This is a genomic window from Rhodococcus sp. WWJCD1 (genome assembly GCF_002258735.1).
Lineage (GTDB): Bacteria > Actinomycetota > Actinomycetes > Mycobacteriales > Mycobacteriaceae > Rhodococcoides.
The window spans coordinates 326,591-340,831 of the sequence record NZ_NOXY01000005.1; the positions used below are offsets into that span (position 1 = coordinate 326,591).

The 14,241-nt window shown below is 64.4% G+C and carries 14 protein-coding genes; 6 read left to right on the forward strand and 8 right to left on the reverse strand.

Features of this window, described 5'->3' with window-relative positions; all coding sequences use genetic code 11:
* Nucleotides 1-10 precede the first annotated feature (10 nt).
* Both CH286_RS03320 and CH286_RS03325 read right to left on the reverse strand, forming a co-directional pair.
* Entirely contained in the window at nt 11-1,627 is a 1,617-nt protein-coding gene (locus tag CH286_RS03320; RefSeq protein ID WP_094608319.1) for an acyl-CoA dehydrogenase family protein, read from the reverse strand.
* Complete coding sequence (locus CH286_RS03325) at nt 1,614-2,216, reverse strand: TetR/AcrR family transcriptional regulator (protein ID WP_032404341.1); 603 nt, start codon at nt 2,214-2,216, stop codon at nt 1,614-1,616. The genes CH286_RS03320 and CH286_RS03325 overlap by 14 nt, the downstream gene beginning before the upstream one ends.
* Before the next feature lie 61 nt (nt 2,217-2,277).
* On the opposite strand from CH286_RS03325, the gene CH286_RS03330 reads away from it, so the two are divergent.
* From CH286_RS03330 to CH286_RS03340, 3 genes are read left to right on the forward strand one after another with little or no spacing between them, the layout of a single operon-like run.
* Entirely contained in the window at nt 2,278-3,042 is a 765-nt protein-coding gene (locus CH286_RS03330; RefSeq protein ID WP_032404342.1) for a crotonase/enoyl-CoA hydratase family protein, read from the forward strand.
* Complete coding sequence (locus CH286_RS03335) at nt 3,039-4,289, forward strand: hypothetical protein (protein ID WP_094608320.1); 1,251 nt, start codon at nt 3,039-3,041, stop codon at nt 4,287-4,289. Before CH286_RS03330 ends, CH286_RS03335 begins: the two co-directional genes overlap by 4 nt.
* 16 nt (nt 4,290-4,305) lie before the next feature.
* On the forward strand, nt 4,306-4,551 hold the full coding sequence (locus CH286_RS03340) for a DUF2630 family protein (RefSeq protein WP_032378297.1): 246 nt from the start codon (nt 4,306-4,308) through the stop codon (nt 4,549-4,551).
* Here the strand turns inward: CH286_RS03340 and CH286_RS03345 are convergent, their stop codons facing one another.
* On the reverse strand, nt 4,552-5,310 hold the full coding sequence (locus CH286_RS03345) for an SDR family oxidoreductase (protein WP_094608321.1): 759 nt from the start codon (nt 5,308-5,310) through the stop codon (nt 4,552-4,554).
* A gap of 29 nt (nt 5,311-5,339) precedes the next feature.
* Here CH286_RS03345 and CH286_RS03350 point away from each other — a divergent pair, with 29 nt between their 5' ends.
* Entirely contained in the window at nt 5,340-6,782 is a 1,443-nt protein-coding gene (locus CH286_RS03350) for a dihydrolipoyl dehydrogenase family protein (protein WP_094608322.1), read from the forward strand.
* On the opposite strand, the gene CH286_RS03355 is transcribed toward CH286_RS03350, so the two are convergent.
* Nucleotides 6,776-8,182, reverse strand: coding sequence for an APC family permease (locus tag CH286_RS03355; protein ID WP_094608323.1), 1,407 nt, complete (start codon nt 8,180-8,182; stop codon nt 6,776-6,778). The genes CH286_RS03350 and CH286_RS03355 overlap by 7 nt on opposite strands.
* A gap of 38 nt (nt 8,183-8,220) precedes the next feature.
* Between CH286_RS03355 and CH286_RS03360 the strand changes: the two genes are divergently transcribed.
* Both CH286_RS03360 and CH286_RS03365 read left to right on the forward strand, forming a co-directional pair.
* A complete protein-coding gene (locus tag CH286_RS03360; RefSeq protein ID WP_037155084.1) occupies nt 8,221-8,814 on the forward strand; it encodes a TMEM175 family protein in 594 nt (197 codons plus the stop codon).
* 9 nt (nt 8,815-8,823) lie between these two features.
* Nucleotides 8,824-9,600, forward strand: coding sequence for an IclR family transcriptional regulator (locus CH286_RS03365; RefSeq protein ID WP_032404346.1), 777 nt, complete (start codon nt 8,824-8,826; stop codon nt 9,598-9,600).
* On the opposite strand, the gene CH286_RS03370 is transcribed toward CH286_RS03365, so the two are convergent.
* Genes CH286_RS03370 through CH286_RS03385 form a run of 4 tightly spaced genes read right to left on the reverse strand, consistent with a single transcriptional unit; the run spans nt 9,588 to nt 14,157 of the window.
* The gene (locus tag CH286_RS03370) at nt 9,588-10,577 is read right to left on the reverse strand and encodes a 2-hydroxyacid dehydrogenase (protein WP_094608324.1); all 990 of its coding nucleotides are present in this window, start codon (nt 10,575-10,577) and stop codon (nt 9,588-9,590) included. The two genes, CH286_RS03365 and CH286_RS03370, sit on opposite strands and share 13 nt — an antisense overlap.
* Complete coding sequence (locus tag CH286_RS03375; protein ID WP_094608325.1) at nt 10,574-11,497, reverse strand: hydroxymethylglutaryl-CoA lyase; 924 nt, start codon at nt 11,495-11,497, stop codon at nt 10,574-10,576. Before CH286_RS03375 ends, CH286_RS03370 begins: the two co-directional genes overlap by 4 nt.
* Nucleotides 11,498-12,718, reverse strand: coding sequence for a CaiB/BaiF CoA transferase family protein (locus tag CH286_RS03380; RefSeq protein ID WP_032404349.1), 1,221 nt, complete (start codon nt 12,716-12,718; stop codon nt 11,498-11,500).
* Nucleotides 12,719-12,765: 47 nt separating this feature from the next.
* The gene (locus CH286_RS03385; RefSeq protein WP_094608326.1) at nt 12,766-14,157 is read right to left on the reverse strand and encodes a GntP family permease; all 1,392 of its coding nucleotides are present in this window, start codon (nt 14,155-14,157) and stop codon (nt 12,766-12,768) included.
* Nucleotides 14,158-14,241 lie beyond the last annotated feature (84 nt).

The window sequence follows — 14,241 nt, forward strand, 5'->3', positions numbered from 1 at the left end:
ATCCGCGGCATCACACCCGCGCCAACACCGCTGAGGTATCGACTCCCGTCGGCAGGGTGCCGAAGGCGATGCCCCAGTCGCGGTCGAGTCGAGTGGCGCAGAACGCATCGGCCACAGCAGGATTCCCGTGCATCACCAGCTGCGCACCTTGGAAGGTCAGAGCCATCAGTTCGACGACTCGCCTGGCCCGATACTCCATGTCCGAGGTGTCGGAGAGTTCTTTCCCGACACGCGCGATGGCGTCGTCGAGGCGAGAATCCACGCCCGATGCCTGGCCGATCTCACCGAAGAAGGCCTCGACGCTGTCCGGCTGCCGCGCCAATGCACGCAGGGAATCGAGTGCGGCGACGTTGCCCGACCCTTCCCAGATCGACATCAACGGCGATTCGCGGAACAACCGAGGCATACCCGATTCCTCGACATAGCCGTTACCACCGAGACATTCGAGGGCTTCGGCGGCATGTGCCGGTGCCCGCTTGCATACCCAGTACTTGGTGATGGCCAACGCGATTCGGCGCAGTGCGCTCTCCTGCTCGTCGCCGCGGGCCGAGCCGTCGGTGGCCTGCGCCAGACGAATCATGGCGGCGGTCGCGGCCTCGGATTCGATGGTCAAGTCCGCCAGCACGTTTCGCATCAGTGGTTGATCGATCAGCTGAGCGCCGAACGCCGCTCGGTGCCGAGCATGATGAACCGCGCGGACTGTGGCGTTACGAATTCCCGCCGCAGATCCTATGACGCAGTCCAGCCTGGTCATGTTCACCATCTCGATGATGGTGCGCACGCCGCGGCCCTCTTCACCCACGAGCCAACCGGTCGCCCCGTGGTACTCGAGCTCGCCGGATGCATTCGACTTGTTGCCCAGCTTGTCCTTCAAGCGCTGCAGCATCATTCGGTTACGGGTGCCATCGGGCAGGACGCGCGGAAGCATGAAACACGACAGCCCACCCGGTGCCTGCGCCAGGGTGAGGAACATGTCCGACATCGGCGCAGAGGTGAACCACTTGTGACCGATGATCGAATACGTCCCGTCCGACGACGGGGTTGCGGTGGTGGTGTTGGCGCGGACGTCGGATCCGCCCTGCTTCTCGGTCATCGACATACCGGCGATCAGTCCGCGTTTCTCGGACGGGACACGCAGACCGAAGTCGTATTCCCGCGAGGCCAACAACGGCTCGTATTGTGCTGCCAGAGAGGGGTTGTGCCGCAGTGCCGGAACGACGGCGTAGGTCATCGAGATGGGGCACATATGACCCGCCTCGGTCTGTCCCCAGACGTAGAACTTCGCGGCGCGGGCAACGTGCGCACCCACACGATCGTCGGTCCAGGGGCTGGCATGCAGTCCGTGCTCGACGGCGACGGTCATCAAATCGTGCCAGTGCGGGTGGAATTCGACCTCGTCGATGCGATGACCGTAGCGATCGTGAGTCTTCAACACAGGTGGGTTCTCGTTGGCGAGCCGCCCCCACTCCTGAGCCTCGACTCCGCCGGCGAGGGCTCCCAACTGCCGAACCTCGTCGAGCGCCCAGCCGCCACCGGCCCGCGCCAGGCCGTCGAGCAACGACGCGTCCGCGGATGTGTCGTACGGGCTCAGGTCGATTGCCTGATTGAATACCTCATGCGTGTCCATCTCGAACTCCTAACGCGCGCAACGACAATGCGACCAGACCCGGGACCGGATCCTTGGATTCATGGGAAGACAACGGACCGACCAGAACTTCGCCGACGGCCCCGACCAGACCTGCTGCCGAGATCGCTGCGTCCTGCTCGGGGATCTCCCCGGCTGCGATGCCTGCAGCGATCGCGTCGGCGAATGCCTCGGTGAATTTCCGCCGGAAGACCAACCGCTCGGCGTCGACGGCGGGGTCCACCGGTTCGGCGAGCAGCGCGTACGCCATCGTTCGGTTCTTCAGGGCTCGTCCGGCGAAGGTCTCCACCACTGCCGTCACCCGCTCGGCAGTGCTTCCATGCCCGGCAACGGCGACCACCGCGGCGACCTCACGGCCGCAGACCTCGCGGAAGATGGCGACCACCAGGTCCGCCTTGCCCTCGAAGTGGGTGTAGACGCTGCCTGCGGATACTCCCGCGGCCGCAGCGACCGACGCGATCGACAGACCTGCGTAGCCGTGCGTCGAGAGCACCTCGATGGCGGCAGCGAACAGCTTCTCGCGGCCGGCGTCGAGCCTGGCTTGCACCGCGGGGGTTCGGCGATAGGGCATGCAAGGATTGAAGCACTGATTCATTGCTTCACGCAAGAGAACTCGAGTAGGGTTCACAGACATGCCGGTACGGATCGAACGATCAGGCCCCGTCACCACAATCGTTCTGTCGCGCCCGGAGGTGCGGAACGCCGTCGACGGCCCCACGGCCCAAGAGCTGATTCAGGCGTTCGAGGAGTTCGACGCCGACGAGGCCGCATCGGTGGCAGTGCTGTGGGGCGAGGGTGGCACGTTCTGCTCGGGAGCCGACCTCGGCGCGCTCGGCACATCCCGCTCGAACCACGCGACCGAACACGGTGACGGCCCGATGGGTCCGACGCGGATGCGGTTGTCCAAGCCGGTCATCGCGGCGGTCTCCGGGTACGCCGTCGCGGGCGGACTCGAGCTGGCACTGTGGTGCGACCTGCGTATCGCCGAGGACGACGCCACGTTCGGCGTGTTCTGCCGCCGGTGGGGTGTTCCGTTGATCGACGGCGGCACAGTGCGATTGCCGCGCATCATCGGTACCGGTCGGGCGATGGACATGATCCTCACGGGCCGCGCCGTCGATGCCCAGGAAGCTCTGAACATCGGACTGATCACCCGAGTGGTTCCGGTGGGGCGGGCCCGCTCCGAAGCGGAGGCCTTGGCCGCCGAACTCGCTCTACTGCCCCAGACCTGCATGCGCGAGGATCGATTGTCCGTTCTCGAGCAGGACGGCCTTGACGAGGAGTCCGCGATGAAGAACGAGTTTCGACATGGTGCCATCTCGATCACCGCCGACGCGCTCTCGGGCGCGAGCAAGTTCGTCTCGGGCGCGGGACGCCACGGCACCCCGAGTCCGTGATCTCGACACGCTTGTCGGTGATCGACGAGATTTTCCTCCGCACCCATCGCGGATATGGCATTCCCATTGCACTGCAGGGTATCTGGCGTACCACCGAGACGGTGACGAGGCAGGAACTCGGCCGGGTACATCAAGAATTGGCCGTCGGGCAACTCGGCCGTAGAGTCGGCAAGCCCCGCATACCCGGTGCCCGACTCCGCTGGGACATCTCACCTGAGTCGCTGCCGCTCGAGTACGGCACCGATGCCGTCGACGACGTCATCGCATGGGCCGATACCCAGGCCGACGTTCCACTCGACCCGCAGTACGGTCCCGGTTGGCGATTGACGGCCGCTCCCCTCACGCACGGCGGCACCGTGGTGTCGTTGGTCTGCTCACACGCGTTGGCCGATGCGCGGGGTCTCATAGATGCTGCCGCACAGGCATTCTCCGGTGACACAAGGCCCGTCCCCGTCCCGCATCCAGGCTCGGATGCCCGAGACGCGATCGCGATGATCCTGAAAGTCCTCGTTCGATCCATCGCAGCGACGGCGAGGTTGTGGGTCAGCAAGAAGGCCCGAGCCGAACTGCGTGCGTTCACCACCGCCGACACCGGTGGCGTCGCCCCGCACCGGGCGCGGCAGATGCACGCGGTGATCGTCGATATCGATGTTGCAGAGTGGGATTCGGCGGCAGAAAGCGTTGGCGGTTCGGCCAATTCCTTGTTCGTCTCCATTGTGGCCGCCACGATGAGCGAACTCGGTTCACCCGCCGTGACCGTCGACATCCCCTTCCGCACCGGATCCGGTGATGCCAACTCGATCGGGATGGCCACCGTCGCCGTCCGTGGAAGCGACTCACCCGCGGACATCCGAATCGCCTGCAAGGCCGCATTCGGAGCTCCCGTCGGAGCGCCGGCCGGCTATCCACCGGAGATCGTTCAGCTGCTCCCCCACCGCATCGCCGCGAAGCTGACGTCGACACCGGGACGCGGAGAAGTGTTGTGCTCCAACATCGGCGATATCCCGAGTGCCGTCACCACCCTCGGCCCCCACCGATCACGCGGGCTGGCCACCCGGGCGATCCACCCGAATCCGTCGGGCGCAGTGTCCACCATCAGAATGTCGACCTACATCTCTCGAATGAACGGCAACTACACGCTCTCGCTCGTGTGCACCGACGACGCCCTGGTCGGTTCGTCGGCCGAGCTCGCATCGGCTGTACAACGAGCTCTCGCGACGCGAAACCTGGCCGGTAAACCCTGGTAGGTCTACCGTGGTCGCCATGAACGAGCACGATATCCACACCAAGATCCAGCAGCTCATCGCCACCGAGCACAAGCTCCGCAGCGAGACCCAGGCCGGCGACATCGACCCGACTACCGAGAAGGCCGAATTGGCCTCCCTCGAGCACGCCCTCGATCAGTGCTGGGACCTGCTGCGCCAGCGCCGCGCACGCATCGACGCGGGCAAGGACCCCGATACCGCAACCGCCAACAGCGTCAACCAGGTCGAGGGCTACTTGCAGTAGTCAGACCATTCGATCCGTCAGCACGTTCGGCAGAAACCGCAGCGCCGCGTCGATGCCTCGCCACTTGAGGCCGGGCAGCGCGGCGCGGCGAGTTTCGCTCTCGATCGCGTCGATCATGGCGGTCACACCCTGGTCCAGAGTGGCTGTGAGAGCGGCACTGTCGCCCGCCTTGGCGGACATGTCGGTGGCGATGAAGCCCGGCAGCAACGTGGTGACGGCGATGTCGGTTCGCGCCAGTTCGGTCGCCAGCGATTCGCCCAGCGAGGCCACGGCAGCCTTGCTCGCCGAGTAGGCCGCCTTGGCTCCCGGCAGTCCCCGGTCTGCACTGATCGACGAAACGAACACCAGGTGCCCGCGCTTCTGCTCTCGGAAGATCGAGAGTGCGGCCTCCGCCTGCGACAGGGCACCGACGAAGTTGGTGCGCGCGGTCTCCAGGTTGGCCTCGGCCCGCCCGGTGCCGATCTTCGCGCCCTTGCCGAGCCCGGCATTGACGATGACTCGATCGAGTCCGCCCAGTTCGTCTCGCAACGTGCCGAACACCTCGCCCACTGCATCGTGATCAGTGACGTCGAGGGCACGGACCGAGACGGTGATGTTCGGGTTCTGGTGCATCAACTCGACGCGGAGTTCGTCGAGTCGCTCCACCCGCCTGGCACACAGCGCCAGATCGCGGCCCATGGCGGCGAACCGTCGGGCCATTTCCTCACCGAGCCCCGAGCTCGCTCCGGTGATCAGAATCTTGTTCCGAGTGGTCGCCATAAACGGCGAGCCTATGTCACTGTGGAGTGATGGCCCCAGAGAGCTCGGAATTCGATGTCATCGTTATCGGCGGTGGCCCGGTCGGCGAGAACGCCGCACAGTACGCAATACAGGGCAGCGATCGCACCGCAGTGATCGTCGAGCACGAACTACTCGGCGGTGAATGCTCCTATTGGGCCTGCATGCCCAGCAAGGCACTGCTGCGTCCGAGCGAGGTTCTCGACACCGCGCGAAACATGCCGGGAGTCAAAGAATTGGTCGGTGATCAGCCCCTCGATGCCGACGCTGTTCTGGCCCGACGCGAGTCCTACACCCACGGCCTGGACGACTCCTCGCAGGTGACGTGGGCCGAGTCGGCGGGCATCTCGGTGATCCGTGGCCATGGGCGACTCACCGGGATCAAGACCGTCGAGGTCGACGGCCGCACACTCACTGCCCGTCACGCCGTTGTCCTCGCCACCGGAACCACAGCCTCGGTGCCGAACACCCCCGGTCTGCGCGACGCCCAGCCGTGGATCTCCCGCGATGCCACCAACATTCACGAGACGCCCGGGCACATCGCGGTGATCGGCGGTGGCGTCGTCGCGACGGAGGCGGCCACCTGGTTGCTCTCTCTCGGAGCAAAGGTGACGATGATCGTGCGCGGATCGTCGCTGCTGGCCGGTTCCGAACCGTTCGCCGGCGAACTGGTCGCCGAGGCTCTGAAGAAGCGCGGCGCAACGATCATGCTCGACGCCTCCCTCGAGTCGGTGTCACGAGAGAACCCTGCCGCCACCGGCATCGGACGAATCCACGGCGGCCCGGTCACTCTGGTCGTCGGCGGTAGCGAGATGGTCGCCGACGAAGTTCTCGTCGCTGCGGGACGTACTCCGGCGAGCTCTGACCTCGGCCTGTCGAACCTCGGACTCGACGAGGGCCACTACATCGACGTCGACGATCACCTGTCGGTTCCGGGTCACGACTGGCTGTACGCAGTGGGTGACGTCAACGGCCGCGCGCCGCTGACGCACATGGGGAAGTACCAGGGCCGGGTGGCCGGTGACGTCATTGCCGCCAGGGCCGAAGGAAAGCCGCTGGACCAGAAGCGATTCCGCGCCACGGCAGACCACGGTCAGATCCCCCAGGTGGTGTTCACACCGGTCGAGGTGGCGTCGGTGGGACTGACCGAGGCAAAGGCCGGTGAACAAGGCATCGACGTCGAGATCGTGGCGCAGGACATCGCCGTCGCGGGTTCGTCTCTGCAGCAGGACGATTACTCGGGCCGGGCGCAGCTGGTGATCGACCGCGGCACCGACACGATAGTGGGCGCGACGTTCGTCGGGCCGGGCGTCGCCGAGCTCGTTCATGCCGCCACTGTCGCGGTGGTCGGTAAGGTCTCGCTCGACGATCTGTGGCATGCGGTGCCGTCGTATCCGACGGTCAGCGAGATCTGGCTCCGGCTACTCGAAGCTCGTCGAACAACCGATCACTGACGCATGTAGGCGGCGGCGATGCCCTCGTAGGTCTTCGGATCGGCACGCCTGATGCGCAGTGCCACCAGGACTCCGAGGATCGCCGCAAGGATCAGCACCACTGGAATTGCGTTGACGATCGCAGAATCGGAACCGGTCAGGATGCTGTAATGCGTTCCGGCAAGCACCAATCCGGTCATGAACCCGGCGAAGCCGATGCCGGGGGCAATTCCGGTGCGCCACAGTGAGCGATCCGGATGGCCGATGAAGAACACCACCACCGACAGCGCCGCAGCGGCTTGAAGGGCGATCACTCCGAGGGTGCCGAGGCCGATGGCACCGGCGGCGTAGATCAGGTACGGGTCTGCACCGGTCACCGCGAACGCAGTCAGCGACACTGCAGCAACGACCGAGGCGGTGACGCTGCCGATGTGCGGGCTCGAGTGGCGCGGGTGAATTCGGCCCAGTCGCACGGGAAGTACGCGCTCTCGCCCGAGGGCGAACAGATATCGACTGGCCGCGTTGTGCACGGCGAGATACGACGCGAGCACACTGGTGCACAGCAGCACCGCGGTACCGTCGTACAGCACGGTTCCTCCGTACTGCTGCGCCAGCGTGAACAGAAGATTGCCCAGTTCGGTCTGGGCCAGCACCGGTGCGTCGACTCCGCCCGCGGCCCCGACGATGATCCAACTGGTCAGCACGTAGAAGACGGCGATGAGCGTGACCGCGATGAACGTCGCGCGCGGGATGCTGCGCCTGGGATCCTTGGTTTCCTCGCCGTACAGTGCCGCAGACTCGAATCCGATGAAACTCGAGAAGGCGAACATCATCGCTATCCCCAGCGATCCGGAGAGCACCTGCGTCGGGGTGAACGACTCCAGCGGCACTGCCGCGGTTCCCTTGTCGCTCACCACCAGGACGTTGAACACTGTCAGAAAAGCAAACTCGAGCACCATCAGCGTTCCCAACACCTTGGCCGAGAGGTCCGCATTTCGGAAGCCGAGAAAAGCGACAATCACGACAGCGGCTGCCGTGAAGACGTACCACGGAATGTCGATACCGGAATCGGCGAAGACCAAATGCGTGAAATATCCGAATGCGCCCGAAAGCCCGCACGCCAGCGAGGTATACGCGACAACTGCGACATATGCGGCAGCAACACCGGGTGGCTTCCCCAGCGCCAGACCGATGTAGGTGTAGAACGCACCGGTGCTGTACACCTGCTGGCTGATCGCCGCGAATCCCACCGAGAAGCACAGCAGCACAACGGCACTGATCGCATAGGCAGCCGGCAATCCGGCACCGTTTCCGCGTATCAGAGCCAACGGTACGTTGCCGATCATGGCCGCCATCGGTGCCGCGGCGGCGACAACGAGAAAAACAACTCGACCGGTGGTGAGAGTACGTCGCTCGGACATCGTTGGGACGCTACTCGCAGAGGGAGCAGAATGCTGACATGGAATACGAGCGTGGATTCGACAGACTGGTCAACTTCAGCGATGCCGTGGTCGCGATTGCCGCTACATTGCTCATTCTGCCGTTGGTGGAGCTGGCCGAACCGGACGAAAGCGCACAATTCGTCGATATTCTGCGTGACCACGGCGTCGAGCTGTTCGCATTCGTACTCAGCTTTCTGGTCATCTTCTCGCAGTGGCTGAGCCACCATCGTGTCTTCCGAAACCTGGTCGGATACACCCGGAGTCTGATGTGGGTGAACTTCGTCTGGTTGTTGTCCATAGTGTTTCTGCCGTTTCCCACCAAGTTGATCGCCGAGAAGAGCGGCTACGACGCGAGCGCGTCACCGCTCTACGTCGCGACCATCGCGGTGTCGGTCATCGCGATGTTCGTGGCCGACGTGATCGTGTCTCGGCACCCGAACATCGTCGCGAGCGATACCCCGACGTCCGCGAGCACGCGCAACGGAGCCATCACCTCGACACTGATGCTGGTGGCTCTCGGGCTGTCGTTCACCCCGCTCGGTCTGTGGTCGCTCCTGATTCTGTTGCTCACCGCGCCGATCAACCGCCTCGAGGATCGAGTGGCCAAGTAGATTGGACGTGTGAGCACCGAGAGCACGTCGAAGCAGCAGCCGCTTCTGGTGCTGGGCAAGATCACCGAGATACTCGACGCCTTCTCGTTCGACCGTCCCTCGTTGACCCTCGGCGAGATTCAACAGACCACCGGACTACCGACCTCGACTGTCCAGCGTCTGGTCACCAATCTGGTGCAGCAGGGATTTCTGGACCGGAGCGGCGATCGCATTCGCATCGGGGTGCGCATGGCCTACTGGGCCGCGACGGCGACCAAGGATCTCGACGTGCTGTCGATCGTCAACCCGATACTCAAGGACATGCGCGATCTGACGACCGAAACGGCGTGCTTCTTTCGGCCCGAACAGAACTATCGCGTGTGCGTCGCGATCGCCGAGACGCGACATGCGTTGCGACGAGACATGTACGTAGGCAAGGTCATCCCGCTCAGCGCGGGATCGGCCAGTCGCGTCCTGCTGGCCTGGGATTCGGAACTGGCCGAGCGTGTTCTCTCCCGCGAGCTCGAATCGATGACCGAGCAGACGGTGACCGAGGCAGAGACGATGCGAGCACTGTTGGCACAGACCAGGTCCGACGGCTACGCGATCACTACCGGTGAGCGCGAGACCGGAGCGTCGGGCCTGTCCGCTCCGGTGTTCGACTCGGCTGCGGACATCGTCGGTGCCGTCACGATCAGTGGCCCGACACTGCGGATGCCGCAATTGCAGTGCGAGGCCTGGGTGGATCTGCTGATCTCCCACGCCGAGCAGATCACGAGAACCTTGGGCGGACGCTACCCCGCGTGACCCCACGCGTCGGGATTGACCGGATGCGGTGGCATCGAACCACCGAACATCGCTGCTGCATTGGTGGCGCACAGCCGAGCCATCTCCGAACGCACCGACACCGTCGCGCTCCCCACGTGTGGGAGCAACACCGTGTTCGGTAGCGACGCCAGCCCCGGTTCGAGGTCCGGCTCGCGCTCGTAGACGTCCAAACCTGCTGCGGCAACGGTGCCCTCGCGAAGCGCGGTCACCAGGGCTGCCTCGTCGATCACCGGACCCCGCGCAGTGTTGATCACGATCGCCGACGGTTTCATCGCTGCGAGTACCTGCGCGTTCATCAGATGGTGCGTGGAATCCGACAACGGCACATGAAGGGAGAGGAAGTCGCTGGTCGTGACGATCTCGTCCCACGACGCATGCTCGACGCGACCTGCGAACTCCCCGAGTTCGTCATCGGAGACCTCGCGGTCGCCGGGTGGGCGGGGACAGAACTTGACCGTCATACCGAAACCCAGTGCTCGACGCGCGGTGGCGCGGGCGATACGACCGAACCCGGCCAGCCCCAGCACTCGACCCGAGACATCGCTGCCGAGAAGCAGTTCCGGCTCCCATCCGGTGAACGAGCCGGAGCGGACGAACGCGTCGGCCTCGACGGCGCGGCGGGCAGTGGACAGGATGAGCAGCATCGCGATGTCTGCCGTCGAATCCGTCAGCACCCCGGGGGTATTGGCGACCGTGATGCCGCGTTCGGTTGCGGCTGCAATGTCGATGTTGTCGAATCCGACAGCGTAGTTGGAGATCCCGACGAGTGATGCCGAGGCCAGCAGCTCCGCATCGAACCGATCACGCAGCTGGGAGACGACCACGGAGTAGTTCCCCGAAGCGCAGGCCCCGACCAACTGCTCGTGATCGACCTCCCGTAGGTCCACTTCCCCGGCGGCGCGCAGAATATCCATGCCCGGGGCTGGGATCTCGGTGGTGACGAGGATGCGACTCATACGACCCACTCGAAAGCTCGCGCTTCGGACCGTGCACCCTGAACTGTTTTCGACCTCATGGGCTCGCCCAATTCGGTGAGCAACTCCTCCGACAGAGTCGCCATGGCTGCAAGGGTTTTCGGCTCGAACCAGTCCGGCCGCGTCGCGAACAGAATGTCCTCCGACGAGGTGTTACCACTGGCTCCGGGGGCGAAAGGACAACCGCCGAGTCCGCCGAGCGAACCGTCGACCATCGTTGCTCCGGCGGAGATCGCGGCAAGAGTGTTCGCAACGCCCAGGCCCCAGGTGTCGTGACCGTGGAACACCACTCTGCGATCGGGAGTTTCGGCGCGCACCCGCGAGATCAGCGACTGCACCTGCGCCGGCACCGCCTGCCCCAGGGTGTCGCAGATGACGATATCTGTTGCGCCCGTTGCTCGTTCGTCGTTGGCGATCTCGATGACCCGATCCGGCGGCACCTGTCCCTCGAACGGGCAGGTGAAGGACGTCGCGATGCACAACTCGATCTCACCGCCCACCGATCGTGTGATGTCGACGGCATCGGGCATGGCCGCCAGCGACACCTCGGTGGTACGACCGATGTTGGCCTGATTGTGTGAGTCCGATGCGGAGAAGCAGTACTGAAAGTTTCGGGCCCCGGCGGCGGCGGCCTTCTCGACGTGACGTGGAGTGGCGACCCACACCCAGCATCGCGCGAGTTCCTCGGCGGTCAATTCACCGATGACCTCGAGTGTGTTGGCCATCGGCGGCACCTTGTCGCCCCGTGCCATCGACCCGATCTCGAGCGACGGTACACCGAGTTCGATGAGCGCCCTGATGATCTCGAGCTTGCGTTCGGTGGAGAGCATCTTGCCGGTGAGCTGAAGTCCGTCGCGCATCGTGACGTCGCGTAACTCCGCGGCGGGGGTGAATCGGTACATCTACAGGCCCATCTCTTCGTCGGTGCGGCCGAGCAGGGTCGACAGTACTTCTCGGGTGTGTTCACCCAGATCCGGTCCGACCGAACGAATCGGCAGAGACGTATCACCGATCACCGGAACGACACCGACGAATCCGACGTCGGTCGGCTCGTCCTCGCCGGTGTCGACCTGGAAGTGCTGGATCATGTTGCGGGCGGCATACTGCTCGTCGGCGACGATATCGGCCGCGGTGTAGATCGGCCCCGACGGCACTCCGGCGGCGTCGAGGATCTTCAAAGCCTCTTCGCGCGAGTGCAATCCGGTCCAGGCCGAGATAGCGGCGTCCAACTCGTCGCGTCGACGCCATCGGCCGGCGTTGGACGCCAGGTCCGGATCGGCTCCCAGATCGGGACGGTCGATGGTCTCCATGTAGCGCTGGAAGATGGCGTCGCCGTTGCCGGCGATGATGATCGAGTGACCGTCGTTGCACGGGTATGCGTTCGACGGTGCGATGCCTTCCATCCGGCCGCCCGTCCGTTCGCGCTCGACGCCGTAGGCGAGGTAGTCCGGGATCAGCGATTCCATCATCGACAGAATCGACTCGTTCAGTGCGACATCGATGGAACGTTGCGCCAGCGTGAGCGGAGTCTGCTGATCCGGTGCCTGCGCCGCCCGCAGAGTCTGTCGCTGAAACAGGGCCATGACACATCCGAAGGCCGCGTACAGACCGGCGATCGAGTCCCCGATCGAGACACCGACTCGCACCGGGGGCCGGTCCGGATCACCGACGAGGTTGCGGAAGCCGCCGTATGCCTCTGCGACAGCGGCGAATCCGGGTCGTTGCGACATCGGGCCGGTCTGCCCGAAGGCCGAGATACGCGTGATGATCAGTTCGGGGTTGGCTGCGCTGAGCACCTCCGGTGAGATGCCCCATTTCTCCAGAGTGCCGGGACGGAAGTTCTCGAGCACGATGTCGCACTCGGCGGCGAGATCGACGACGTCCTTACGCCCCTGCTCAGTGCGCAGGTCCAGCACGATCGACTTCTTGTTCCGGTTGATCGTGCGGTAGAGCATCGACGTGGTGCCCGAGTACAACCGCCAGTTACGCAGTTCGTCTCCGGTTCCCGGCCTTTCGACCTTGATCACCTCGGCACCGAAATCAGCGAGCATGCGTGCCGCAGTGGGTGCGGCTATGTAGTTGCCGAGTTCGAGAACTCGAACTCCGCTGAGCGGCAGTGCCATCGTGTTCCTTTCGATACTCCCAGAATCAGGTCTCACAGAATCAAGGCTCACAGGATCCAGCTCATCGGCACGATCAACACGATGGCGATGACCGAGGCCAGCGAGACGCCCACCGAGCACGTCTTGAGTGTGCCCCTGGTCGACTGGCCCATCAAGGACTGCAGCAGCCAGAAGGTGTTGCTGGTGACGTGCACGGCGAACAGCGACCCCGCGCCCGCGGCCAACGCGATGAACACCGGGTCGAGGCCGATGAGCGGAGCGACCGGGGCGAGGATTCCGGCCGAGGTGATGGCGGAGATCGTCACCGATCCCACGGCGATGTGCAACGCGGCAGCGATGACCCACACCATCAACAGTGGAGCCGCGGTACTGGCCGTGAAGTACTGGCCGAGGATGTCGCCGAGACCCGCCTCGTTGATGACGGCCGCGAGCGAACCACCGACACCGGTGAGGATCAGAATTTGCCCGCTTTCGGCGAAACCGCGAGCCAGTGCTTTCTCCACTCGTGTCTGACCGACGTGGTAGCGGCCGATGAGACACGTCCCGACCAAGCCGATGAGCAACGCGATGACTGGGCTGGCGATGAATTCGACCACCGGAACCGATATTTCGGCCACTTCGAGTACGGCACCGATGGCGATGAGGACGAGCGCGAGCAGCAGCGGCGAGAGCAACACCACCAGCGACGTCTGCTTCTCGGTACGCACCTTCTGCGCCACGCCACCTCCGGTTTCGAGGGGCTCGTCGTCGGAATCGACAGGCTCCGGAACCACGGGCTCTGGGACTACGACGATCTGCTGCTCGTCCTTCTCCTCGTTCCACCAACCGTGCCGGAACACGAACGACATGATGGCCACCGACAGCACGACGACCGGAACGATCAGGATCAGTCCGTAGATCATCATCTTGCCCAGCGGCACGCCGAGCAGGCCGGCCAGCGCGAGCGTCGCGACACCAGGGACCATGAACACGATTCCGCACTCGAGCGAGATGGCCAGTGCCGTGGCCATTCTCGCTGTTCCGTATTTGCCGATCTTGGGGGCGAGGTTTCGAGCGAGCGGAGCGGAGATCACCAACAGCACGTCGAGGAAGATGGACTGCAACACAGTCGCGATGGTCAGCGACAGCGCATACGGGAGCCGTTTGGGCCCGAACGTTTTCAGTAGGGTGCCGACGAGACGCTGGATAGCGCTCATCTCCTGCAGCACCGACCCCATCAGCACACCGAACGCGATGAGCAGCCCCACCTCGGCCATGATCTCGCCGAAGCCGCCCGTGATCGTGTCGACGGTGGCCCCGACTCCGAGCTTCGTCGCCAGACCCAGGTACGCAGCCCCGAGTACGAGCGAGATCACCGGGTTGAAGTGAAAACGAACGATGAAGACCACCACCGCCAGCACGGCAACGACGGTGTTGATCACGATCCACATATCGGACATCGGCAATTCTTCCCGCTGGATTCAGTGACCCACGCCATGGCGCGCGGTTCGGTGTGATCCGTCACACCAAGACTCATATTATGG